Annotated in this window: 24 protein-coding genes and 1 pseudogene; 23 read left to right on the plus strand and 2 right to left on the minus strand. The window is 66.0% G+C overall.

Going from position 1 to position 24,268, the window contains the following annotated elements:
- The first annotated feature begins 13 nt into the window (after positions 1–13).
- From MKK62_RS16470 to MKK62_RS16565, 19 genes and pseudogenes are all read left to right on the plus strand, one after another.
- Positions 14–532, plus strand: a complete 519-nt coding sequence (locus MKK62_RS16470) for a dimethylamine monooxygenase subunit DmmA family protein (protein ID WP_240258811.1) — start codon at positions 14–16, stop codon at positions 530–532.
- The gene (locus MKK62_RS16475) at positions 529–1,473 is read left to right on the plus strand and encodes a PDR/VanB family oxidoreductase (protein WP_240258810.1); all 945 of its coding nucleotides are present in this window, start codon (positions 529–531) and stop codon (positions 1,471–1,473) included. Before MKK62_RS16470 ends, MKK62_RS16475 begins: the two co-directional genes overlap by 4 nt.
- A pseudogene (locus tag MKK62_RS16480) lies at positions 1,470–2,474 on the plus strand (heme-dependent oxidative N-demethylase family protein); the annotation flags it as partial. The gene MKK62_RS16475 and the pseudogene MKK62_RS16480, both read left to right, overlap by 4 nt.
- A 131-nt stretch (positions 2,475–2,605) precedes the next feature.
- Positions 2,606–4,123 (plus strand): APC family permease, encoded by a 1,518-nt coding sequence (locus MKK62_RS16485; RefSeq protein WP_240258809.1) that lies wholly within the window; start codon positions 2,606–2,608, stop codon positions 4,121–4,123.
- Between the two features lie 164 nt (positions 4,124–4,287).
- Positions 4,288–4,485 carry a hypothetical protein gene (locus MKK62_RS16490; protein WP_240258808.1) on the plus strand — a complete coding sequence of 66 codons (198 nt, stop codon included), beginning with the start codon at positions 4,288–4,290 and terminating at the stop codon, positions 4,483–4,485.
- 75 nt (positions 4,486–4,560) lie between these two features.
- Positions 4,561–5,898, plus strand: a complete 1,338-nt coding sequence (glnT, locus tag MKK62_RS16495) for a type III glutamate--ammonia ligase (RefSeq protein ID WP_240258807.1) — start codon at positions 4,561–4,563, stop codon at positions 5,896–5,898.
- A 32-nt stretch (positions 5,899–5,930) separates the two neighbouring features.
- A complete protein-coding gene (locus MKK62_RS16500) occupies positions 5,931–6,827 on the plus strand; it encodes a class II glutamine amidotransferase domain-containing protein (RefSeq protein ID WP_240258806.1) in 897 nt (298 codons plus the stop codon).
- A complete protein-coding gene (locus MKK62_RS16505; protein ID WP_240258805.1) occupies positions 6,815–7,504 on the plus strand; it encodes a GltB/FmdC/FwdC-like GXGXG domain-containing protein in 690 nt (229 codons plus the stop codon). The genes MKK62_RS16500 and MKK62_RS16505 overlap by 13 nt, the downstream gene beginning before the upstream one ends.
- Positions 7,504–8,862 carry an FMN-binding glutamate synthase family protein gene (locus MKK62_RS16510; protein WP_240258804.1) on the plus strand — a complete coding sequence of 453 codons (1,359 nt, stop codon included), beginning with the start codon at positions 7,504–7,506 and terminating at the stop codon, positions 8,860–8,862. Before MKK62_RS16505 ends, MKK62_RS16510 begins: the two co-directional genes overlap by 1 nt.
- Positions 8,859–10,049, plus strand: coding sequence for an NAD(P)/FAD-dependent oxidoreductase (locus tag MKK62_RS16515; protein ID WP_240258803.1), 1,191 nt, complete (start codon positions 8,859–8,861; stop codon positions 10,047–10,049). Before MKK62_RS16510 ends, MKK62_RS16515 begins: the two co-directional genes overlap by 4 nt.
- A 46-nt stretch (positions 10,050–10,095) precedes the next feature.
- Complete coding sequence (locus MKK62_RS16520; RefSeq protein ID WP_240264108.1) at positions 10,096–11,187, plus strand: S-(hydroxymethyl)mycothiol dehydrogenase; 1,092 nt, start codon at positions 10,096–10,098, stop codon at positions 11,185–11,187.
- 449 nt (positions 11,188–11,636) lie between these two features.
- On the plus strand, positions 11,637–12,293 hold the full coding sequence (locus tag MKK62_RS16525; protein ID WP_260060438.1) for a dimethylamine monooxygenase subunit DmmA family protein: 657 nt from the start codon (positions 11,637–11,639) through the stop codon (positions 12,291–12,293).
- Positions 12,290–13,279, plus strand: a complete 990-nt coding sequence (locus MKK62_RS16530; protein ID WP_240258801.1) for a PDR/VanB family oxidoreductase — start codon at positions 12,290–12,292, stop codon at positions 13,277–13,279. Before MKK62_RS16525 ends, MKK62_RS16530 begins: the two co-directional genes overlap by 4 nt.
- The gene (locus MKK62_RS16535) at positions 13,276–14,340 is read left to right on the plus strand and encodes a heme-dependent oxidative N-demethylase family protein (protein WP_240258800.1); all 1,065 of its coding nucleotides are present in this window, start codon (positions 13,276–13,278) and stop codon (positions 14,338–14,340) included. The genes MKK62_RS16530 and MKK62_RS16535 overlap by 4 nt, the downstream gene beginning before the upstream one ends.
- Before the next feature lie 567 nt (positions 14,341–14,907).
- Positions 14,908–16,287 (plus strand): PPE family protein, encoded by a 1,380-nt coding sequence (locus tag MKK62_RS26465; protein ID WP_286670863.1) that lies wholly within the window; start codon positions 14,908–14,910, stop codon positions 16,285–16,287.
- A complete protein-coding gene (locus MKK62_RS16550; protein WP_434085096.1) occupies positions 16,287–17,690 on the plus strand; it encodes a PPE family protein in 1,404 nt (467 codons plus the stop codon). Before MKK62_RS26465 ends, MKK62_RS16550 begins: the two co-directional genes overlap by 1 nt.
- Before the next feature lie 21 nt (positions 17,691–17,711).
- Complete coding sequence (locus MKK62_RS16555) at positions 17,712–18,011, plus strand: PE family protein (RefSeq protein ID WP_240258798.1); 300 nt, start codon at positions 17,712–17,714, stop codon at positions 18,009–18,011.
- A 48-nt stretch (positions 18,012–18,059) separates the two neighbouring features.
- Entirely contained in the window at positions 18,060–18,356 is a 297-nt protein-coding gene (locus MKK62_RS16560) for a WXG100 family type VII secretion target (protein WP_240258797.1), read from the plus strand.
- A gap of 34 nt (positions 18,357–18,390) precedes the next feature.
- Positions 18,391–18,675, plus strand: a complete 285-nt coding sequence (locus tag MKK62_RS16565; RefSeq protein WP_067336045.1) for a WXG100 family type VII secretion target — start codon at positions 18,391–18,393, stop codon at positions 18,673–18,675.
- Positions 18,676–18,792: 117 nt separating this feature from the next.
- Here MKK62_RS16565 and MKK62_RS16570 read toward each other — a convergent pair whose 3' ends face one another.
- Both MKK62_RS16570 and MKK62_RS16575 read right to left on the minus strand, forming a co-directional pair.
- On the minus strand, positions 18,793–19,491 hold the full coding sequence (locus MKK62_RS16570; RefSeq protein ID WP_240258796.1) for a cache domain-containing protein: 699 nt from the start codon (positions 19,489–19,491) through the stop codon (positions 18,793–18,795).
- On the minus strand, positions 19,488–20,240 hold the full coding sequence (locus tag MKK62_RS16575; RefSeq protein WP_260060439.1) for a FadR/GntR family transcriptional regulator: 753 nt from the start codon (positions 20,238–20,240) through the stop codon (positions 19,488–19,490). The genes MKK62_RS16570 and MKK62_RS16575 overlap by 4 nt, the downstream gene beginning before the upstream one ends.
- Before the next feature lie 70 nt (positions 20,241–20,310).
- Between MKK62_RS16575 and MKK62_RS16580 the strand changes: the two genes are divergently transcribed.
- From MKK62_RS16580 to MKK62_RS16595, 4 genes are read left to right on the plus strand one after another with little or no spacing between them, the layout of a single operon-like run.
- Positions 20,311–21,348, plus strand: a complete 1,038-nt coding sequence (locus MKK62_RS16580) for an ABC transporter ATP-binding protein (protein WP_240258794.1) — start codon at positions 20,311–20,313, stop codon at positions 21,346–21,348.
- Between the two features lie 39 nt (positions 21,349–21,387).
- Positions 21,388–22,584 (plus strand): ABC transporter substrate-binding protein, encoded by a 1,197-nt coding sequence (locus MKK62_RS16585; protein ID WP_240258793.1) that lies wholly within the window; start codon positions 21,388–21,390, stop codon positions 22,582–22,584.
- Positions 22,563–23,438 carry an ABC transporter permease gene (locus MKK62_RS16590; protein ID WP_240258792.1) on the plus strand — a complete coding sequence of 292 codons (876 nt, stop codon included), beginning with the start codon at positions 22,563–22,565 and terminating at the stop codon, positions 23,436–23,438. The genes MKK62_RS16585 and MKK62_RS16590 overlap by 22 nt, the downstream gene beginning before the upstream one ends.
- Positions 23,435–24,235, plus strand: a complete 801-nt coding sequence (locus tag MKK62_RS16595; RefSeq protein WP_240258791.1) for an ABC transporter permease — start codon at positions 23,435–23,437, stop codon at positions 24,233–24,235. Before MKK62_RS16590 ends, MKK62_RS16595 begins: the two co-directional genes overlap by 4 nt.
- Positions 24,236–24,268: the final 33 nt, after the last annotated feature.

Consider the following 24,268-nt stretch of genomic DNA (forward strand, 5'->3'; position numbering starts at 1 on the left):
CGCGGGATCGATGATGACAAATCTGGCGGACACCAGCATTCCGTCGTGGGTGCTCGGGACGGCCGAGACGGCCGTCGACACCGGTGGCGCGGCCTACGTGTTCATCGGTGTGGGCAGCGCGGCCGAGCGCATCGTGCGGAGATGGGTCGAGGACGTCGCCGGCGGCTCGGTCGAGCTATGGACCGGTGACGATGTGCCGTCTGCGTGTGCGGTGCTCGTCGAGGCGCTGGGGCGGGCTCGGGTTGGCGTGCGCGTAGGGGTGGCCGGGCCGGTCGGCGCATGTCTGGCCCTGCGGGCCGCGGCTCTGGGCGCGGGCCTGGAGGACGATGAGTTCGCGGCGCTGACCGTCGGCGACGGACCGGTGGAGGTGTTCTGCACGCACTGTCGCGCCGCCACCTCTGCGGTCGTCGAGGTCGGTGGCACCGTAATGTGCGACGGCTGTCAGCGCACTCTCGTTGTGTATCACCATGTCTCGCGACGCCTGGGGCAGTTCATGGGCTACATGGTCGACGCCGAAGCGGTGGTGCCGTGAACGCTGCCGGCATCAAGTTGACCGTTACCGCTATAGAACAACCGGTACCGGGGATCCGCAGTCTGCGACTGCGGCCAACGGAGGGGCGGGCGTTGCCACCGTTCGTCGCGGGCAGTCATTTGACGTTGGATTGCGGTGGCAAGCGCAACTCCTACAGCCTGACAAACGACGGCGTCGACCCGCTCGAGTACGACGTGTCGGTACTGCATGTGCGTGACGGGGGCGGCGGGTCGCGGTGGGTGCACGAACAACTGTCGGTGGGCGACGTGATCACCGCCCTGACACCACGCAGCGCGTTTCCGCCGCATCCCCGCGCGGCCAAACACCTGCTGATCGCCGGTGGCATCGGCGTCACGCCGATCGTGTCGCACCTGCGCAACGCCCGCCGGTGGAATCACCAGGTACAGGTGCTCTATAGCTACCGGGAGGGGCTCGGCGCGCACGTGGACGACGTCCTCCAGTTGGCCGGGCCCGATGCCGAGCTCTTCGTCGACCAGGACGAATTCTGCATGCGCCTGGAGAAGGTTCTGGGCGACCAGCCGGTCGGCGCCCACCTCTACGTGTGCGGTCCGGCAGCGATGATCGACTACGTACTCGACACCGCGATTGCATCGGGCTGGCCGTCGTCGCGTCTGCACGTGGAGCGGTTCGGTGTCGGAACGCTCGATGCGGGTGAGCCTTTCACGGTGAACTTGACCAAAAGCGGACGGACCGTTGATGTTCCGAGGGGAACGTCACTTCTGGAGGCGTTGGAGCATGCGGGCGTCGAGGTGCCCAACCGTTGCCGCCAGGGGGTCTGCGGGGAATGCCGCATCCCAGTCACGGGCGGTATCCCCACGCATCGAGACCTCTTTCTCGACGACGACACCAAACGGCGCGGCGACACGATGATGTGCTGCGTGTCGCGCGCCGCGGGACCCAGCCTGGAGGTGCCCCTGTGATAACCGAGTCCACCGACGACCAACTCGTGCGGGGCTTCCCGTTTCCGTTCGTCGATGACCACTACCGGTACAGCACCAACGTGGAACCCGCGCAGGTGGCGGTGCCGAGCTCCGCCGGCGAGTGGGGCCTGAAGGTACTCGACGTCGACTGCGAATATCACCGCGAACTCGCCGCGCGCGACGACGTCCTGGCGGCCGACCCGACCCGATGCGTCGTGCTGCCGCACATGCGGCCCGCGGCCTGGGACACCATGCTCACCCTCATGCGGTATCTGAGCGCCGACTACCCGGAGTCAATGCGGTTGTCCCACAACGGTGATGGCAGCTGGCGTTGGGAGAACCGGCTGCTGGATCGCACGTGCGACTTCGTCTACGGCGACGAGTCGACACTGCCCGAAGATCCGTTGCGCTATATCGCCAGGCAAGTCCAAGAAGACATCGTGCTACTCGACCAGCGCAACGACACCCTGTTCGCCGACGCAGGTTTGGTGACCTTCGCCGCCGATTGGAGTTTCGGGTTCGACGTCGGCATGAGCTTCCTGGAGATCCACGGTCCGGTTCCCAGGATTCGCCGGGAAGGGGTGATCACACGCGCCCATGAATTCCTCAAACAGCTCCAGCCCCATCAGCCCTACCGGCGCACCAACTGGACGATGACCATCCGGCGGCGACTGGATGTGTCCACCGAGCGATATCCCGAGTGGGGTCCCGATCGAGAGTGGATCCAGCATGTCGACGACGAGACATTCGCGGCGCTGGTGCACCTACGCGTCGAAGTCCAGCATCTGATTCGGTTGCCCAGTTCCGGCGCGATCATGTTCTTGATCCGCACTTACATGCTTCCGCTGCAGCAGCTGGCCACCGTGGAACCGTGGCGTGAACGCACCGCGGCGGTGCTGGCCGAATTACCGGACGACATGGCCGATTACAAAGGCATCATCAAATACAAAGACCGCGCCGCAGCCTGGCTTGCCGCCCGTGCGGGCGCCGCGGCCGGGCCCTGACCAAGAGCCCGACCGCAATCAGAAGGATTGCCCCGCAAGGGGTTCGGTATCGCTGCCGAAGAAGCCCAGCGCCACCAGTAACCGCAGACACCACTGACCACTATTTCGAAATAGGAGTCGCCACCCTCATGAACGATTCACCCCCGGATGTGATCACCTCTGCACACGGCGTGGCCGTCGCCGAGGCCGACGAACGCCAGTTGCTCAAGACAATGAATTGGTACGACGGCTTCGTCATGACGCTGTCGAATCCCGGTTTCATCATCGCCAACCTGGGATACACCACCGGCCAGGTCGGAGCAGCGGGCGCATTGACGGTGTGGCTGGGCTCGATGGTCATCGCCGTGCTGCAGAACAAGATCTACACCGAGCCCGCGACCATGTTCCCCGAACACGCCGGCGGGATTCCCATGTACGCGTTCGAGGGCTGGCGGTCACGCTTCAGTCCGGCCGGACCCATGTCGGCGATCGGCTACTGGGCCGGTTGGTCGTCGGTGTTGGCGATCTTCGGCCTCACCACCGGCGGACTCGTTCAGGCGCAATGGTTTCCCAGCCAGACGTGGAGTGTCGCGCACATCGTCCACCTGGACCTGGCCCGCGTGATCGCCATCGCGCTCATCATCGCGCTGTGGATCGTCAACTCGATGGGCGTCAAACCGATGAAGATCATGGGGTATCTGACCGGAAGTCTGCTGTTCGTCCCGCTCTTCCTTTTGATGGTTGTGCCGTTCTTCTTGTCCGACTTCTCGCTCTCGCATCTGTCTTGGGGTTTCGCGGGCGCGGCCGGAAGCACTTGGGGCGCTGTCCAACTCGCCCTGGTCTGGCTCTACTTGAACGCCTGGTCGGCTTACGGCATCGAGGTCTGCGCAACCTTCGCGCCCGAATACCACGACACCGAGCAAGATACGAGCAAGGCGCTCATTCGGTCCGCGATGTTCTGTCTGGCCGTGTACGCAATACTGCCCGTCGCATTGGGAGGAGTCGTCAGCCAGCAGGCCATGGCCCAGGCGCCGCTCGGCTTCTACGCCGACCTTCTGCATCGCGAAATCGGTGCGGGATGGTCGGACATCGTCATTGTCTGCATGATCGGCAGCTTTCTGCTCGGCATGAACGCCGCCAGTGCCGGCGGTGCCCGCACCCTCTACGGCATGTCCCGCAGTGGCATGACCATCAAGTGGTTTGACCACCTCAACAAGCACAACGTGCCCAACCGCGGCATGTACGTCGACGTCACGTTGAACATATTGGCCGTACTCTTCCTGCCCACCACGGTCGCGGTCTTGGCGGCCAGCAACATGGGCTACGTGGTCTGTCACGTCTTTGCCCTGTCGGCAGTGTTGTTGCTGCGCAAGGACCGTCCCGAACTGCATCGCCCGCTGCGATTGTCCACACCCTGGCTCTGGGTGGCAGGACTGCTCGCCGCGTTCAACGCCGTGCTGATCGTCGTCGGTTCAACATCGTTCGCGATGACGGGCTACGGCGGGATCCGCGAGCTTTTGGTGGGGGTGGGCCTGCTGGCAACGGGATGCGCCCTCTACGCATACCGGCGCGTGGTGCAGGACAAGCAGCGGTTTACTTTTCGTACTCATATTCCAGCAGTAGTAAACTCTGCCGTGTTGCCGTCGACGGTCGAGGACGCCGCATGATGTCCTCGGTGAGACTGCGCTTCCGCTGTCATTGCGGCGCCCACGCCAGTCACGATGTCCGCGGTACAGCCATGGCGTGGACGTGCCCATCGTGTGCGCGGCGGTGGCGCCCGACAGCTGACGCGTTATCGACAGTCGTTGCCGGCGTCACCGAATTACGCAAAGTGCGAAGAGAGATCGCGCTTCTCGCCGGGGCGGCGTTCCTGTTGACGATAGCGCTCGTCGTCGTGCACCCGCCCTGGTTGCTAGCCGCTCCGCTGGTGATCGGTGGCACCGCACTGGTCGCCGGTCCGTCGTACCGCAGACGCGTCAAACGCGGCCGCGATGCGCTGAATACCCCGATCGGTCTGTGCGCGGCGTGAGCACTCGGATGAGTTGTAGATCCACTATTAATAAACTATGATCACTGTTATTAGATCCTAGGGAAAGAGTCCATCATGTCGACCCGTGACCTTGCGGCGCTGTGTCGGGACACGAACACGACGTTCGTGTTAGCGCTTTTCGTCGACCTCAACGGAAAGCCTTGCGCCAAGCTGGTTCCCGTCACAGCGGTCGACGAACTTTCCACGGAGGGCGTCGGATTCGCCGGATATGCCGTCGGCGCAATGGGACAGGAGCCCAAGGATCCCGACCTTGTCGCTATCCCCGACCCAGCGTCGTTCACCCCCATCCCGTTCATCAAGCCCGGATTGGCGATCGTGCATTGCGATCCGCACGTGCTGGGGCGGCCGTGGCCGTTTGCGCCGCGCAACCTGCTCAAGGCCGTCCTCCAGCAGGTCGGCGACGCCGGGTTCGAAGCGTGGGTCGGGGCCGAGGTCGAGTACTTCCTGCTCAAAAGGACGCCGGACGGCACTCTCACCACGGCTGACGCCGAGGACACCGCGGCGCAACCGTGCTACGACGCCCGCGCCCTGACGCGCATGTACGACCATCTGACCGCGATCAGCGACGCGATGAACACCCTCGGCTGGGGCAACTACGCCAACGACCACGAGGACGGCAACGGACAATTCGAGCAGAACTTCAAATTCGCCGACGCCTTGACTACCGCCGACCGCGTCGTGACGCTGCGCTATCTGCTCTCGATGCTGGCCGCCGAACGCGGCATGATCGCGACCTTCATGCCGAAACCGTTCACCGACCGCACCGGAAGCGGCCTGCACCTGCACCTGTCCCTGACCAGTGCCGGATCGCCGGTCTTTCCCGGCGTTGAGGACCCCCGCGCGCTCGGACTGTCGCAGACCGCATACGGGTTCGTCGGCGGGATCCTCGATCACGCCGCCGCGCTGCAGGCGCTGATTGCCCCAACGGTCAACTCCTACAAGCGAACTGGCGCCGTATCGACGACATCTGGGGCGTCGTGGGCGCCACGCACCCCGACGTATGGCGGCAACGACCGCACCCACTACGTTCGGGTACCCGACAACCAGCGCGTCGAAGTGCGCGGCGGCGACGGCTCAGCCAACCCCTATCTGGCCATAGCTGCGACTCTGGGTGCCGGCATGGACGGCGTCAAACGCAGTATCGATCCCGGTCCCGTCGGTGAATTCGACCCTGCCCGGCGCGCCCTGCCGCTGACCTTGTTGCACGCGGTCGAGCATCTCGAATCCGACGCGGTGATGACATCCGTCCTCGATGCGGCGATGCCGTCGGGGGACCCGATGGAAGGCGCACGAGTGTCGAAGTATTACGCGGAGCTCAAGCGCAAGGAATTCTTCGCCTGGCACTCGACGGTCAGCCCGTGGGAAATCGACACGTACCTGACCGCTTTCTGACGGCCGTCTCGAGAAACGAAGGGACCACGACGATGTGTGGAATTGTCGGGCTGCATCTCCGCAACCCGGATCTCTACCCACAGCTGGGCGCGTTGCTCAGCGTGATGCTCGGCGAGATGCAGGACCGGGGCGCCGACTCTGCCGGAGTGGCCATCTACGGCAATCCCACCTGGTCGCCGGCCGGGCAATCCTGTGTGAGTCTCATCGGCATTAGCGGCAGCGCGCAGGCCGCTGCCGACGCCGTCGGCTCCGCGCTCGGTCATACCGTCGATGCCTCCTTCGTCGACGAGACGCTGCTACTGCGCAGTGCCGTCGCTCCCCAGCTGGTGCTCGACGCCGCCCGCGCCGTGTTCCCCAACGCCGTGGCCGCCGGTTTCGGCCGAGACCTGGCCGTGCTCAAGGGAGTTGGGCGACCCGTCGAACTGGTGCAGCGCTGGGGGCTGGGGGCCGCTTCGGGTTGGCAGGGCGTGGGTCATACCCGCATGGCGACAGAATCGGCGGTGACGCCGTCGGGATCCCATCCGTATGCCGTCGGACCCGAACAATGCCTGGTGCACAACGGCTCGTTTTCCAATCATGCCTCCGTGCGACGCGAACTCATCCGGGCCGGTGTCCAATTCGATTCGGACAACGACAGCGAAGTGGGCGCCCGGTTCGTGGCCAACCAACTCGCCCAGGGTCGCGACGTCGAAACCGCGCTGAAGGAACTGTGCGGCGCCTTCGACGGTTTCTACACGCTGGTGGTGTCCGACCACGATTCTTTTGCCGTGGTTCGGGATGCCATCGCGTGCAAGCCGGCCGTCATCGCCGAAACCGACGATTGGGTTGCGATCGCGAGTGAATACCGCGCGCTCGCTGCGCTGCCCAACGTCGAACTGGCTCGAGTCTGGGAACCGCAACCGGAGGTGGTGTACGCATGGAACAGGTAGTCACACGTTTCGATTTGAACAACGTTTCGCTGCGACAGGTGAATGCGGCCCTGCACGAGCGGGATCTGTTCGGGGAGTTCGTGATAGAGAACCCCGCCGGCGCGCACAACGTCGCGGTCGGCCTTGACGCGGCCGTGAAGGTGACAATCGAGGGACACGTCGGCTATTACGCGGCGGGTATGAACCAGCAAGCCGAGGTCACCATCGCCGGCAACGCCGGCACCGGCGTTGCCGAGAACATGATGAGCGGCACGGTGTGGGTTAGTGGCGACGCGTCTCAGTCGGCGGGCGCCAGCGCCCACGGCGGTCTGCTGGTGATCGAGGGCAACGCCGCGGCGCGATGCGGGATTTCGATGAAAGGCGTCGACATCGTGGTGGGCGGCAACGTCGGTCATATGAGCGCCTTCATGGCCCAGGCCGGCCGGCTGGTGGTGCGCGGCGACGTCGGGGAGGCGCTTGGTGACTCCATCTACGAAGCGCGAATCTACGTGCGCGGCAACGTCGCCACCCTGGGCGCCGACTGCGTGGCCAAAGAGATGCGCGACGAGCATCATGCTGAGTTGGCGCAGCTACTCAAGGCCGCCGGATACGAGGACGACAACACCGCGGACTACACGCGGTACGGCTCTTCCCGCTCGCTCTACCACTTCCACGTCGACAACGCGAGTGCCTACTGATGACCACTTCCGTGCCATTCACCGATCCCGGCGACGCTCGTGCCCGGATGGGACTCCGCGAGTCCGCCACCTTCGACCGCGGCACCATCGCGGCTATCCAGCGTGCGGCGGAGACGGGAATCTATGACATCCGCGGCTGGGGAGCCAAGCGGCCGCTGCCACATCTGGATGACCTGTTGTTCCTGGGTGCCTCGATGTCGCGCTACCCGCTAGAGGGCTACCGCGAGCGCTGTGGAACCGACGTGGTCCTAGGCGGTCGGCACGCCAAGCAGCCTCTGCACCTGGCGATCCCAGTCACGATTGCGGGGATGAGCTTCGGCTCGCTGTCCGCGCAGGCCAAAGAGGCGCTCGGCCGGGGCGCCAGCGAGGCCGGTACGTCGACAACGACCGGTGACGGCGGCATGACGGTGGAAGAACGCAGCCATAGCAAACAGCTTGTTTGCCAATACCTTCCGTCGCGCTTCGGGACGAATCCCGACGACCTTCGCAAGGCCGATGCCATCGAGATCGTGCTCGGACAGGGCGCAAAACCCGGCGGGGGCGGCATGCTGTTGGGTCAGAAGATCTCCGAACGCGTCGCGGCCATGCGCACGCTCCCGCCGGGCATCGACCAGCGCAGCGCGTGCCGGCACCCGGACTGGACGGGCCCCGACGACCTCACGATCAAGATCAACGAGCTGCGCGAGATCACCGACTGGGAGAAACCCATCTACGTCAAGATCGGGGCCTCCCGTACCTATTACGACGTGAAACTGGCCGTCCATGCCGGCGCCGACGTGGTGGTGGTCGACGGCATGCAGGGCGGCACCGCGGCGACGCAGGAGGTGTTCATCGAGCACGTCGGCATCCCCACCCTGGCCGCCATTCCGCAGGCCGTCCAGGCACTGCAGGAGCTCGGGGTACACCGCAAGGTCCAGCTGGTCGTCTCGGGCGGTATCCGCAACGGCGCCGACGTCGCCAAGGCACTTGCCCTGGGCGCCGACGCCGTAGCGATCGGCACGGCGGCGCTGATCGCACTGGGGGACAACCATCCGCAGTATGCCGCCGAATACGAGAAGCTGGGCAGCGCAGCAGGTTTCTACGATGATTTTCAGGACGGTCGCGACCCCGCGGGCATCAGCACGCAGGACCCTCAGCTCGCGGCGCGGTTGGACCCGATCGAGGGAGCCCGCCGGCTGGCCAACTACCTACGTGTACTGACCATGGAGGCGCAAACGATCGCGCGTGCGTGCGGGAAGGCACACGTCTGCCATCTCGAACCGGAGGATTTGGTGGCCGTCACCATCGAGGCAGCGGCCATGGCTCGCGTGCCGCTCGCCGGCACCGACTGGATTCCCGGGATCAGTGGTGGGCTGTGACGACTGAAAGAGCGAGTGTCGTCATCGTCGGCGGCGGTATCGAGGGCGTCGCGGCGGCCTGGGCGCTGAGCCAGCGTGGTATCACCGATGTCGTTGTCGTCGAACGTAATACCGTCGGATCGGGAATGACCGGCAAGTCGAGCGGGATCGTGCGCTGCCACTACGGGGTGAGCTCGTTAGCCGCCATGGCGGCCGTTGGCCTCGAGGTCTTTGAGAAGGCGCACGAGATCTTCGGCACCGACATCGGTTTCCGACAGACCGGCTACGTGGTGGGAGTCAGCGAAGCCAACGTCGACAATATGCGCAAAAGTCTTGCCGCCCAACGTGACGTTGGGGTTCAGACCGAGGAGATCGACAAGTCGGAAGTCGCGAAACTGTGGCCCTCCGCCGATCTCGAACCATTCGGAGCCTTCGGCTGGGAGGCCCGCGGCGGCTACGGTGACGCGTACCTGACCGCCCAAGCGATGATCGTGACCGCGCGGGCCGCCGGGGTCCGCCTACGGCAAAGCGCGGAAGTCGCCCGGCTGCTCCTGTCCGGTGATCGCGTCGTCGGGGTGGCCCTGATCGACGGCACCGAAATTCACGCGGACACAGTCGTTATCGCCACGGGCGTGTGGACGTCGCCGTTGCTGGCGCCGTGCGGTATCGACCTTCCGATCAGGGTGCACCGCGAGCAGATCGTCATGGTCGCTCCGGGGGTCGAGCTGGGACCGGTGCCGGTGTTCTCCGACCTGGTGTCACTGCAGTACATCCGGCCCGAGCTGGGAGGCGACGTCCTGTTCGGCAATTCCGACCTTTCCGAGGCCAACGCCGCCGACCCGGACCATTACCACAATCGCGCCGATGAAGCCTTCCTCGACCTCGCCGTCGAGAAGATCAGCACTCGCTTTCCCGGGCTGGACAACGCGTCGATCAGCAGTAGCTACGCCGGCTGTTATGACGTGACACCCGACTGGAATCCGGTGATCTCCCGTTGCGGCATCGACGGATTGGTCATCGCCGCCGGGTTCAGCGGACACGGGTTCAAGATCGCCCCTGCGGTGGGACGACTGGTCGCCGACCTCGTCGTGGAGGGGCGTTCCACCGACCCCCGCATTCCCGAATCCGACTTCCGGCTCTCGCGTTTCGCGGAAGGGCAAGCGCTCACCACACGATTTCCCTACGTCGGCGCCGGTGAGATGCGATGAACGAGTGGTCAATTCCGGCAGGTCCGAGAAACTTCGACGAACAGGAATACCAGTGCAGCATGTGAAGGGTGTCATCGCCCGCGCCAAGGGTGCAGCGACCGAAATCGCCACAATCGTCGTTCCCGATCCCGGGGCCCACGACGTGGTCGTGAAGATCGAGGCCTGCGGCGTATGCCACACCGACCTGGCCTACCGAGACGGCGGTATCAACGACGAGTACCCCTTTCTGCTCGGTCACGAAGCGGCAGGCATCGTCGAGGCGGTCGGGACATCTGTCACCCACGTCGACGTCGGCGACTTCGTCGTCCTCAATTGGCGTGCGGTGTGCGGCCAGTGCCGGGCCTGCAAACGCGGCCGGCCCTGGTATTGCTTCGACACCTACAACGCGTCGGTTCCCCTTACGCTCGAGGACGGCACCGCCCTCACCCCCGCCCTGGGCATCGGCGCGTTCACCGAGAAAACGCTTGTGCACGAGGGCCAGTGCACCAAAGTCGCTCCCGACGCCGAACCGGCCGTCGCAGGGCTGCTTGGCTGTGGAGTCATGGCGGGCCTGGGCGCGGTACTGAACACAGCCGCAGTCGGCCGAGGCGACTCGGTCGCCGTCATCGGATGCGGCGGCGTCGGCGATGCCGCCATCGTCGGTGCCCGGCTGGCCGGCGCACGCACCATCATCGCCGTCGATCGTGACGCCCGTAAACTGCAGTGGGCGCGCGAGCTTGGCGCTACTCACACCATCGACGCGTCGGCCACCGACGACATCGTGGGCGCCGTGCAGGACCTCACCGGCGGATTCGGGGCCGACGCCGTCATCGACGCGGTCGGCCGCCCGGAGACCTATATGACCGCCTTCTATGCCCGCGACCTCGCCGGAACCGTGGTACTGGTCGGCGTTCCCACCCCGGAAATGCAGTTGGAAATGCCACTGGTCGACTTTTTTTCGCGGGGCGGGTCCCTAAAGTCCTCGTGGTATGGCGACTGCCTTCCCGAGCGCGACTTCCCAGTTCTCATCGACCTCTTTCAGCAGGGTCGGTTGCCGCTGGACAAGTTCGTCAGCGAACGCATCGGTCTCGGTGACATCGAGAGTGCATTCGAGAAAATGAAGAAGGGCGACGTCCTGCGGTCGGTGGTGGTGCTGTGAAACGCGCGACCCTACGGCGAGATACTGTGGCAACAAGCGGATCTGGTTGTCGCATCTATTCCGGAGATGATTTCCGCCCTGCCGTTTGGCATCAAAATCATTTCCGGACATAGTGATTCAACGACAGCCGCCGGCGAAGCACGGTTTCTCCCGGTGTTGCGGAAAGCCGGAGGGCTGGAACCCGCCGAACACCAGCAGTAGCCTGACGACAATGTGGCGCACCGGCCGGGCGCGTCGGGCAGGGTTGTCCTGCGCTGGAGTTCTCCCGTTCGGTAACCGCGCCTGGGCCGGACCGACAAAGCCTAAACTTGTTAATACCAACGGTGTTGGCGTCCCTATGTTCACCTGGCGTGACCACGGCGACCCTCGCATGTTCCGCATGCTCAACATGTCCGACACAGTCCCGAAACACGCCGAGGGTTTCATAATGGTGGAGCAAGTTTCATTGCATGGGTGCTCATGCGCTGCAGGCAACGCACCCGACCAGAGTGCAGGGACGCGAGAACATGACGATCGAAAAGACCGGCCTGACAACGACATCGTTGGGTGCGACCCGCCCGGAGCTAGTCGTCGTCGGTCCTCCCGGCGCCGCGCCGCAGCCCGGTATGCCGGTCTGGCCTGATACGCCAGACGGTATCGATCCCGAGGGGGCGACATTCTTGGTGATTGCCGCAAGCTCAGAACCCGAGGCGCATGATGTCGCGCAGAACTGGATGACGGCCGCTGCCTGCGTTGCGCCGACCCGATTATTGGCCGTCGGCTCGCTGGCCGACGACAACAACCGGCGCGCCGTGGAGCAGGCAATAGCCAAGGCGTGTACCGGAGTACGCATCATGGTTGTCGGCGGTCAGCATGATGTGTTGCTCACGCTGGCCGCCGCCCGCACCGCGGGCGCCCTGCCCGAGGAACTCAGCGCATTCGTGATCCACACCCGCGACCTACCGATGTATTGTGCGCACTGCCGCGACACCCACCGCGTCGTCGGGCAGCCCGGTGAGATCGTCGAATGTCCAGGGTGCCGAAGGCAAGTCGAGATTCATCGGCACTGCTCCGCCACTCGGGGCAGCTTTCTCGCATCCGACGCCCAAGCGAGGACGTTGGCATGACGGCAACAGACGTCGCGTACCAAGCGCACTTGCATCCGGCCTACACCACCGCATCGCGGTCGCTCAGGGTTGCCTCGGTGACGTCGCTGACGCCGCAGATCAAACACTACCGCCTGGTCTCTGACGACGGCACGCCGTTGACGCCCTACCAACCGGGCAGTCATCTCATCGTCACCGTCGGCGAGCACCGCAACGCATACTCCCTAGTCGATGACGGCGTACTGCCTGCGAGCTACGGCATCTCGGTGATGCGTCGCGGCGAAGGCCGTGGATCCGATCTAATGCACGACCAGCTGCAGGCCGGCGACCTCGTGGAGATCGAAGGCCCGCGAGCGATGTTTTCCCCAATCCTCAATCAGCGCAACGCATTGCTGGTTGCCGGCGGGATAGGTGTAACGCCGATCCTGTCCCATGCGCGCGCGATTGCGCGTCGTGGTGGCACCGCAGACATCATCTACTCCTATCGCCCGGGCAACGCCGCTCATCTTGACGATCTGCGTGAAATCGCCGACAGGCCGGGGATCACATTGCGCGAGGTCCTCACGGTCGAGGACACGATCGACATGATGTCTGTGCGGTTTCGCGCGCAGCCGTTGGGCACGCACGCCTATGCGTGCGGGCCCCCTGCGCTGCTCGACACCTACCTGCGCGCTGCCCGTAATGCCGGATGGCCTTCAGCACGTGTGCATCTCGAGCGCTTTACGGCGCCCCAGCAGGATCCAGGCGACCCGTTCACGGCCATCATGGCGAGTTCCGGGGAGGTGATCGACGTGCCAGCTGGAGTGTCCCTCCTTCAGCGGCTACTCGATCATGGCCTGCAGGTGCGCAATTTGTGCCGCCGGGGAGTGTGCGGCGAGTGTCGCATCACCGTGCTTGCCGGCGAAATCGAACACCGCGACTTCGTCCTCACCGACGAGGAGAAGTCAACAAACACAACCATGTTGAGCTGCGTCTCACGTGGCCGGGACATCGAGGTGGGCCTATGAACGTCTCAATCCAGAATCACCGCGACACCCCCGTGCAGCGTTACCTCGCCCAGCCTGTGGACCATCTGAGCAATTTGCCATGGCCATTTCCCGATGACGACTCCACGTTCGAGTACACCGTCAACGTCGAGCCCGCCCGGGTGCCCTGCGTCACCCGGGGAGGCGAATGGGGACGACACCTCGTCGACCTCGGTGGGGCGGAGTACCCCGCGATCATGGCAGAACGGCGCAGAATCCTCGACGCCGATCCGCATCGGGTCAAGCTCAGGCCGGGAATGGAGCTCGCGTGCTGGGACCTGCTGCTGTATTACCTGCGTGACCTGGATCGGGCGTACCCGCAGATGATGCGGCTACTCGAGCAGCCGGACGGCCAATTTCATTGGCGCAACGCAATACTGGGCACAGACCAGCGTTTTGTGTTCGGTGACTGGGACTCGTTACCGCGCGGGCCGCTGGACTTCCTTGCCCGCGAGGTGCCCGATGACCTCCTGTTGGTCGTCGAGCGAGACGGCCGACTCTACTTCGACGCTGGCGCAGTGACCTTCGCCGCGGCTTGGTCGGTATCTTTCGACGTGGGAATGGATATGTACGAAATCCATGCACCCGTCCCGCATCTGATTTCCCAGGGAATCGTCACCCGCGCCGAGCGGTTCCTGCGCTACCTGCGCGCCGACGAAGTTTACCGGCGGGTGAATTGGACCCTCTCGGCGTCTGATTCACACAAACTCGATGTGAGCCTCGAGGAGCTTCACGAGTGGGGACGCGATGTGCCGAGAATGGTCCGCGACGGAGACTTCGGCCGGGCCCGGCTTCGAATCGAGCTCGAGCACTTCATTCGCCTACCGATGACGGGCGCGGTGACTTTCAACATCCGGACCTTCATGGCCTCGCTGAGGGACGTTCGCCGAATCCCTGCATGGTCGCAGCAACTTGCGACCGTGATCGAGACACTCGACGAGGAGATCGCCGCGTACAAGGGATTTCTCGACTACCGCGATGGCGTTGTGTCCTACCTGCGGGCGGGGTATGAGCCGGAGAACGGTGTTGAAACAGCGGGCTGAACGCTACGGCGCGCAGGACGCGCGGACGAATCGCGCAACGTCCGCGAGGTGCGCCTCACGTCAGTCAAAGCCTGCGCCAAGGACGACTCGCGCGCCGGATCTGCCCGTCAGACCCGGCGGGTGGCCACCTTCGCCAGAATCGATTCTTGTAGTAGTGACTGTCTCGGCGTCGGCCGAGACGGAATGGGACTCTGCCCGGCCGACTACCCACTCAGAGGTTGTTAAATCTGGACACCAGAAACGTTACATCCGTGGCCAGTTTGGCCCTGTTGCGGATACGCTCTGAACACGGACTACAGGACCTGCGAGTAACCTGTAGGACCCCTGGAGATGGCCCTGAACAGTGCCGTTCTGGAATGTCACGATGATCCCTTGCGAGTACAAACTGCACTCTCACGGGCTCACCATATTTGAAACGATTCTAACTATGGAGTTACCGACGTGGGAGGTGGCGATCATGCCGAGCAGGAAGGCACGTGCGTTCGCACTGCATCTTCATGCGGGTCGTTTTTGTGTTTCCGCTGCCCGATCACTTGAGCTCGGCATTCAGCCCAATAGGAGGTCGTGATGATCGATTTTGCGGTGTTGCCCCCGGAGGTGAATTCGGGGCGGATGTATGCCGGGGCCGGGGCGGGTCCGTTGCTGGCCGGTGCCGCAGCGTGGGACAGCCTGGCCTCAGAGCTCAGTGCGGCGGCCAGCTCGTATCAGTCGGTGATCACCGATTTGACCGGTGGGGGCTGGCTGGGTCCGTCGGCGACCGCGATGGCCGCCGCGGCGGCGCCGTATGTGGCGTGGATGAACACCACCGCCGGCCAGGCTGAGCAGACCGCGACTCAGGCTAAAGCGGCCGCGGCGGCCTATCAGACGGCGTTCGCCGGGGTGGTGCCCCCACCGGTGATCACCGCGAACCGCACGTTGCTGGCCTCGCTGGTGGCCACCAACATTCTGGGGCAAAACACCCCGGCGATCGCGGCGACGGAGACGCAGTACGCCGAGATGTGGGCCCAAGACGCGGTCGCGATGTACGGCTACGCCGGCGCGGCCTCGGCGGCGACGCAGTTGACACCGTTTGATGAAGCACCGCAAACCACCAACCCGTCCGGCACCGCGGCTCAGGGCGGCGCGGTCAGCCAAGCCAACGGAACCGGCGGTTTGGGCCAAACCCTGTCGCAGGTACCGAATGCGTTGCAGTCGTTGGCATCACCGGCGCAGGCGGCGTCTCCGGCGGATGCGATCGGTGACATTTTGAGTGATCCGTTGGTTCAGGCCGTGGGTGAACTGCTGGGGGTGTTGGGCAACGATTACGGGTTTGCGGTCAGTGCCATCGGATTCGTCGGCTGTCTGCCGGGATTCTTCGTCGGCCCGCTGTTGTCGTTGGCTCTTCCGGAGGCGGGGGCGTTGCCGGCGGCGTTTGCCGCGACGGCCTCGGATGCCACGGGTGCTGGGTTGGGTGCGGATCTGGCGGCGTCGCTGGGTTCCGGCGCGGGTGCCGGTGTGTCGGCGGGGATGGGAGAGGCCGCCTCGCTGGGTGGGATGTCGGTGCCACCGACGTGGGGCAGCGCGCCGGCGATCCGGCTGGCTTCGGCCGAGATGCCCATCGCCGGCGGCGGCCTGGGAGCCGTCCCCGAGGCTGGTGTGGGCGCCCCGGGCGGGATGTTCGGCGGAATCCCCCCGGTGGGCAGCGTGGTCAACGCGCCACGCAACGGCGAGGGTCGTCTGCGACCCCCCAGCCGGGCCAGGGTGATCCCGGCGATCGCCGCCGCCCCCGGCGCTGCCCACGGCGACGCGCTGGAGCGTGGGCCGCAGGCGAGCCGGCCGGGATCAGAGGATTCTGGCTCGCTCAGCGATCAGGAACGCGCCGAGCTTGATGCCCTGCGCGAGGAGATGGCGGAGTTGGCCATGGAACGTGATGCGGCAGCCCGGTTGATCAGAGAGGCGATTCGATGATGGATTTTGCGGTGTTGCCCCCGGAGGTGAATTCGGGGCGGATGTATGCCGGGGCCGGGGCGGGTCCGTTGCTGGCCGGTGCCGCAGCGTGGGACAGCCTGGCCTCAGAGCTCAGTGCGGCGGCCAGCTCGTATCAGTCGGTGATCACCGATTTGACCGGTGGGGGCTGGCTGGGTCCGTCGGCGACCGCGATGGCCGCCGCGGCGGCGCCGTATGTGGCGTGGATGAACACCACCGCCGGCCAGGCTGAGCAGACCGCGACTCAGGCTAAAGCGGCCGCGGCGGCCTATCAGACGGCGTTCGCCGGGGTGGTGCCCCCACCGGTGATCACCGCGAACCGCACGTTGCTGGCCTCGCTGGTGGCCACCAACATTCTGGGGCAAAACACCCCGGCGATCGCGGCGACGGAGACGCAGTACGCCGAGATGTGGGCCCAAGACGCGGTCGCGATGTACGGCTACGCCGGCGCGGCCTCGGCGGCGACGCAGTTGACACCGTTTGATGAAGCACCGCAAACCACCAACCCGTCCGGCACCGCGGCTCAGGGCGGCGCGGTCAGCCAAGCCAACGGAACCGGCGGTTTGGGCCAAACCCTGTCGCAGGTACCGAATGCGTTGCAGTCGTTGGCATCACCGGCGCAAGCCTCACCCGGGGCAACGGGTAACCCGATCTATGACGATCTGCTCAACCTGTTGACCACCGGCCCGATCGGTGACTTCGTCAACGACAGCAACCTGGCCTTCGGCTACTTCGGGGCCTTCAACGGCGGGATGTATGCCATCTCCGGCGCCGGTTTCGTTGTCTCCCCGTTCATTTCGGCGTCCATGGTGCAAGGTGCCTTGATCGCGCAAGCGGCCATCAACGCCCCCGCTGCCGCGGCCGCCGCGGCCACCGCATCGGATGTCTCCGGCGGTGCGCTCGGGGCGGGCTTGGCCAGTACGAGCGTGTCAGCCGGAGTGGGGGAGGCCGCGACCGTCGGCGGGCTCTCGGTGCCACCGACATGGGGCAGCGCGCCAGCGATCCGGCTGGCCTCAGCCGAGATGCCGCTTGCCGGCGGTCTGGGGGCTGTCCCCGAGGCGGCGCTGGCCGCCCCGGGTTCGTTCGGTGCGCCGGTCATGGGCCCCATCGGCAGCGTGGTCAACGCACCACGCAACGGCGAGGGGCGTCTGCGATCTCCGTCGCGCGCCAAGGTGATCCCGGCCATCGCCGCCGCCCCCGGCGCCCACGAGGACACGCCGGATCAGACTGGGACACAAGACAACAGCGAGCACGACAGTGGCGTCGCGCTCAGCGGACGCGCGGAGCTTCGACGGCTACGCAGACTCCGAGCCGAACTCGCCAAGGAACGCGACGTACTCCAACGCTCGGCGAACATGCTCATCAAAGAAGCACTCCACAAATAACACCCCAGAAAGGAAACACCCATGTCCTTTGTGACCACACAACCCGAGGCCATCTCCTCAGCGGTCGGCACCTTGACCGGCATCGGCTCATCGGTCAACGCCGGCAACGCCTACGCCGCCAGCGCCACCACCGGACTGCCCCCGGCGGCCGCCGACGAAGTCTCGGGCCTGACCGCGGCGCAATTCAACGCACACGCCGCGCTCTACCAAACCATCAGCGCCCAGGCCGCAGCCATTCACGAGCAATTCGTCAACATGCTCGCAACAAGCGCAGGATCTTACGCAGCGACCGAGGCCGCCAACGCCGCCTCAGCCGGCTAACAGCAACGCAGCTCCCCACCGCACACCACCACACCAAGGAGAAGAGATATGCCTACTCGTTTTATGACTGACCCGCACGAGATGCGGGCGATGGCAGGGCGTTTCGACGTGCACGCCCAGACCGTGGAGGACGAGGCCCGCAAGATGTGGACCTCGAGCCAGAACATCGCCGGGGCCGGCTGGTCCGGTACTGCTCAGGCCACCAGCTACGACACGATGGGTCAGATGAACACGGCGTTCCGCAACATCGTGAACATGCTGCACGGTGTGCGCGACGGCTTGATCCGCGACGCGAACAACTACGAAGCCCAAGAGCAGGCCTCGCAGCAGATCCTGTCCAGCTAATCCACCGACACCGAAACTACCTAGGAGAACACTCATGTCGATCAGCTACCAGTTCGGTGACGTGGATGCCCACGGCGCCCTGATCCGCGCCCAGGCCGCCTCCCTGGAGGCCGAGCACCAGAGCATCGTCCGCGATGTGCTGGCCGCCGGTGACTTCTGGGGTGGCTCGGGTTCGGTGGCCTGCCAGGAGTTCATCACCCAGTTGGGCCGCAACTTCCAGGTCATCTACGAACAAGCCAACTCCCACGGCCAAAAAGTCCAGACGGCAGGCAACAACATGTCGTCGACCGACTCCGCCGTCGGATCCAGCTGGGCCTGACACCCGCACCACGCACTGTGGTCCCTACCCGAAACTGGCGGGAGCCGATCGCAGGTCGATGTGCTCGCCCGGGGCGACCCCTTACGCGGTGGCCCCGACCCAATCTTCGGGCGACGCCTAGCCTTTCAGGCCGACGACGTGCAGGGGGGTCCCCGGCAGCGATCGGGCGTCGAGTTCGGCCAGCGGCGTCCTGACCAGCTCGCCGCAAAGCAGCGCGCCGGTGTTGCTGATCAGGGTCCGGCCTTGGGTGTTGATCACCGCCACCGGCGCCGACAGCGAACCAAGGACCGGCAGCAGGGTCCGCTCGACGGCCCGTACCGTGATGTCGGCCCCGCTAACGCCGACGAAAGTGCCGTCGACCGTAATCGGCTGGGTGAACGTCAGCATGTAGTCGTCGCTGCACAGGCTGTCCAGATACGGACCCGCCACATGTCGTGCGCGGGTGTCGCGGGGCACCGCGTACCAGGTCAAAGGCTCGTAATCCTCGAGGTCGGAATCGAGCGGGTCGGGATGGACCTCTAGGCGGCTTGGCCGCCCGTTGCCGTCGCGGACGTACCATTCCAGCCACAGTCTTGCCTCGCGCATGACACCGGCCGCCGCCACGAACCCCACCCCCTGGATGTTCGACCCGGGCGCGGCGAGTACCTCGGCGGCCACCGGCTCGATCTGGGCAAGGCCGTCGCGCGTCGGCCGCGGGCTGTTCTCGAGCTGGGCGCTGACGGCCGACTCGATCCGGTCGGCCGCGCCGAATGCCTCGCTGGCAAGGTCCGCCATGGCTTGCAGGACGCGGTCGAGCTCTGGCTGGGATGCGGTCAAGGGCGTTCCAGGTCGATGCGCAGTTCGGTGAGGCGGGCGGTCGCCGCCCGGACGCGCTGCTCGGCGGCGTGCCGGGCGCGGGCCGCGTCAGCCGCACGGAGGGCGACGACCAGCTCGGTTACCAGCTCGGCGTCGTGGCGAAACGCGTCTTTCAGCTCGAAGGTGAGCCGCAACAGCGTGCCGATCTCGGCCTGCAATTCCACCTCCGCGGCGTAAAGGCGGGGGGACTGGGCGGTGGTGGCGATCAGGAGCCGGAGCCGGGCGTCGGTCTGGCGGCGGGCGCCGACGTCGGCGGCCGCGGCGAACCGCTCGGCCGCGCCACGGATCTGCTCGATTTCGTCGGGTGTGCCTCGCTGGGCCGCACAGGCCGCGGCGGCGCCCGACACCGCAGCGTAGAAGTCGCCTAGGTCCCGCAGGTCCATCAAGCTCAGCGACTGGAGCCGCCGGCGGATGATCGCGCTCGCGCCGCCCGGCGGCAGTGCGATGAAACTGCCGCCACCGCGTCCGCGCCGGGTCTGAAGAAGCCCGTCGTTGCGCAGCGCGGCCAGCGCCTCGCGGACCGTCACGGTGGATACTCCCAGCGACGCCGCGAGGTCGGCTTCGCCGGGCAGCTGCGTTCCGTCCGGGAGCAAACCCAGCGCGATGGCGTCGCGAAGCCGCCTGATCACGAACTCGGCCCGAAACATCGGCTTGAACGGGGCGAAGACCGCCGCTGTCGCGTGCCCGTAATAGTGCCGTGCCAATCGCATCCTTCCCGAGGTTGGACGTCATTCTGCCGCACCGGTTGCGATATAAAAACTAAGGTTATAGATTTTTCCGATGAATAGCCCGGCTACCTGCGCCACGCCGGCAATCTCGCTCCGGAACGTCGGCAAAACCTTCGGGTCCGCCACGGCCGTGGCAGGTGTGGATCTCGACATCTTCGACGGCGAGCTGTTCGCGATGCTCGGACCGTCGGGATCCGGCAAGACGACTGTGCTGCGGATGATCGCCGGGTTCGAACAGCCGACCCACGGCGTCGTCGCCCTCGGTGGCGTCGACGCGACCGGGCTGCCGCCGTTCCGGCGTGACGTCAACACCGTCTTCCAGGACTACGCCCTGTTTCCGCATTTGAGCGTCGCCGAGAACGTCGCCTACGGCCTGAAAGTCAGAAAGGTGGGCAAGGCCGAGCGCGCCACGCGGGTCGCCGAGGCGCTGGAGATGGTCCGGCTCGCCGACCGCGGCCAGCACCAACCACACCAGCTGTCCGGGGGACAGCGGCAACGGGTCGCACTCGCCCGCGCGCTGGTCTGCCGCCCGGCGATCCTGCTGCTCGACGAGCCGCTGGGCGCGCTCGACCTCAAGCTGCGCGAGCAGATGCAGGTGGAACTGAAGGCCATCCAGCGCGAGGTGGGCATCACGTTCGTGTTCGTCACGCACGACCAGGACGAGGCACTCACCCTGTGTGATCGCCTGGCGGTGTTCAACGACGGGCGGATCGAGCAGGTCGGTCCGGCTCGCGAGGTGTACGAGTCGCCCGCCAATCGCTTCGTCGCCGGATTCGTCGGCACCTCCAATGTGCTCTCCGGCGCCGCCGCCGAGCAGTTGCTCGGCCGCAGCGGCACATGGGCGCTACGACCCGAGAAGATCGCGATCGTTCCCGACGGCGCGCCCACCCCCGCCGGGCACGTCACCCGCGCCGGCACGGTCGCCGAAGTCATCTACGCCGGCGCCAGCACCCGGCTGCTGGCCGACGTCGGCCCCGCAACGCTGTCGGTGACCAGCCTCAACGCCGCCGGAACCATCGATTCGGTGCGCCGGGGCGAACCCGTCACGCTGGCCTGGTCGCAGGACGCCTTGCACCCGCTCGCCGGCTGACCGGCCGGGCGCCGTCGAAACGAAGAAGAGGAGTCAGCAGTGAACGTCAGACTGAAAGCCGCCGCTGCGGTCGGCGCCGTCCTGCTGTCCTGGACGTTGGGCGGTTGCTCGTCGAAATCCGCGACGCAGGGGACCGGCGGCACCAAGCCGCCCAGCATCCCGCAGCTGCAAACCCTGGGTAACGGGGAGGGCCAGCTCAACATCGTCGCCTGGGCCGGCTATGCCGAGGACGGCTCGAACAACAAGGCCGACGACTGGGTGCACCCGTTTGCGAACCAGACCGGGTGCCAGGTGAACGTCAAGGTCGCCAACACCTCCGACGAGATGGTGCAGCTGATCCGCACCGGCCAGTACGACGGCGTGTCCGCCTCGGGCGACGCTTCGCTGCGGCTGATCTACGGCGGGGCGGTCGCTCCGGTCAACACCGACCTGGTCCCCAACTACGCGACCGTCTCCTCGTTCCTCAAGCAGCGAGGGTGGAACTCCGTCGGCGGTCAGATGTACGGCATCCCCCACGGCTGGGGCGCCAATCTGCTGATGTACAACGTCGACGTGGTGCGGGACGCGCCCAACACGTGGGCCGCGGTGTTCGACGACGCCGACAAATACAAGGGCAAGGTCACCGCCTACGACTCGCCCATTTACATCGCCGACGCCGCGCTGTACCTGTCGACCACCAAGCCCGAACTGGGCATCAAGGACCCCTACTCGCTGACGCCCACCCAGCTCGACGCCGCGGTCGACCTGCTCAAGAAGCAGCGGGCGGCCGTCGGCGAGTACTGGGCGGACTACACCAAGGAAGTACAGGCGTTCGAGTCGGGCACCTCGGTGATCGGCACGTCCTGGCAGGTCATCGCCAACACCATCGGCGCCGACAACAAGGTCCGGGTGAACACCGTGCTGCCTACCCAAGGCGCCACCGGATGGTCGGACACCTGGATGATCGCGGCGCGGGCCGCGCACCCCAACTGCATGTACAAGTGGATGAACTGGATCTCCTCGCCGGCGGTCAACGCCCAGGTCGCGGAGTATTTCGGCGAAGCACCCGCGCAGACCAAGGCGTGTGACCACACGTCGCAGAAGGATTTCTGCGACGTCTACCACGCCACGGACGAGAAGTTGGCCGCCGCCATCCACTACTGGACCTCGCCGCAGAAGCAGTGCGTCGACGGCAGCGGCGACAACTGCACGCCCTACAGCGAATGGGTCGACAAGTGGCAGCAGATCAAGGGCTGATCCGGCCGCCGCGGTCGGCCGCGGTATCGCTGCGCCGGCTCGGGCCGGCGCTGCTGTTGTTGCCCCCACTCGGCTGGCTGACCGTGGCCTACCTGGCGTCCATGGCGGTGCTGCTGGTCAGCGCGTTTTGGTTGGTGAACGACTTCACCGGAGAGGTCGTGCACGCTTATACGACCGGCAACTTCCAGGCCCTCCTCCGCGACCCGGTCTTCGGGACGGTGACCGTCCGCACCATCCTGGTCGCGCTCGCGGTCACCGCGCTCGACGCCGTGTTGGCCGTCCCGGTCGCATTGTTCATGGCCAAAATCGCGTCGCCGCGGGCCCGCGTCCCGCTCGTCGTCGCCGTGACCACACCGCTATGGGCAAATTACCTGGTGAAGGCCTACGCCTGGCGGGGCCTCCTGGCCCCGTCCGGACTCCTGGACTGGCTCACCGGCGACCAGCTCGCGGGTTACGGGCTGGCGGCCACCATCGTCACGCTGGCCTACCTGTGGTTGCCGTACATGATCCTTCCGGTCTTCACGGCGTTCGCGCGGGTACCGGATTCGTTGTTGGAGGCCAGCGCGGACCTCGGCGCTCGCAGCGGCACCACCCTGCGCCGGGTCGCGGCACCCCTGATCTTCCCCGGTATCGCCGCGGGATCAGTCTTCACGTTCTCGCTGTCGCTGGGCGACTACATCGCCGTGCAGATCGTCGGCGGCAAGGCGCAACTCCTCGGCAACGTGATTTACGGGCAGCTGGTAACCGCCAACAACCAGCCCCTCGCGGCAGCGCTGTGCTACGTCCCTCTGGCTGCCGTGCTGGTCTACCTGTTCGCGCTGCGCGCCACCGGGGCGCTGGAGGAGGACTCGTGACCGTCCTGTCGCCCGGGCTGCGCCGCCTGATAGCCGGCTGGGCCGTCGGGGTGCTGGTGCTGCTCTACCTGCCGCTGGTGTTCGTGGTGATCAACTCGTTCAACCGTTCACGCACCTTCGCCTTCCCGCCCACCGGGTTCACACTGCAGTGGTGGCGGGCGGCCGCGCACAGCGGCGGCGCGTGGCAGGCGCTCGCGGCGAGCCTGCTCGTCGGCGCCTGCGCCGCGGCGATCGCGCTGGTGCTGGGCACCATGGCCGCCTTCGCGCTGCAGCGGCACCGGTTCTTCGGGCGGCACGCCGTGAGCCTGTTGCTGACGATGCCCATCACGCTTCCGGGCATCGTCACGGGCATCGCGCTGGGCACGACGTTCACCTCGGTGCTCGGTGTCCGGCTGAGCCTTGCCACCGTCGTGGTCGCCCACGCCACCTTCTGCATTGTGGTCGTGTTCAACAACGTCCAGGCCCGGCTGCGCCGGCTGGGGTCGAGCCTCGAGGACGCCTCGGCCGACCTGGGCGCCACCGCCTGGCAGACGTTCCGCTGGGTGACGTTCCCGCAGTTGCGGGGCGCGCTGCTGGCGGGCGGGCTGCTGGCCTTCGCGTTGAGCTTCGACGAGATCGTCGTCACCACGTTCACCGCCGGACCCACCAAGACGCTGCCGCTATGGATCTACGACAACCTGTCTCGCCCGAATCAGGCCCCGGTGGTCAACGTGGCTGCGGCGGTGCTGACGCTCGCCGCGGCACTCCCGGTGTGGCTGGCGCAGCGGGCGGGCGGCGATGTCACGGCCGCGCGCTGACCGGTTGAGCTTAGGTTCCGGCTTCCGTTTCCC

It is taken from the genome of Mycobacterium paraterrae, assembly GCF_022430545.2.
Taxonomy (GTDB): Bacteria; Actinomycetota; Actinomycetes; order Mycobacteriales; family Mycobacteriaceae; genus Mycobacterium; species Mycobacterium paraterrae.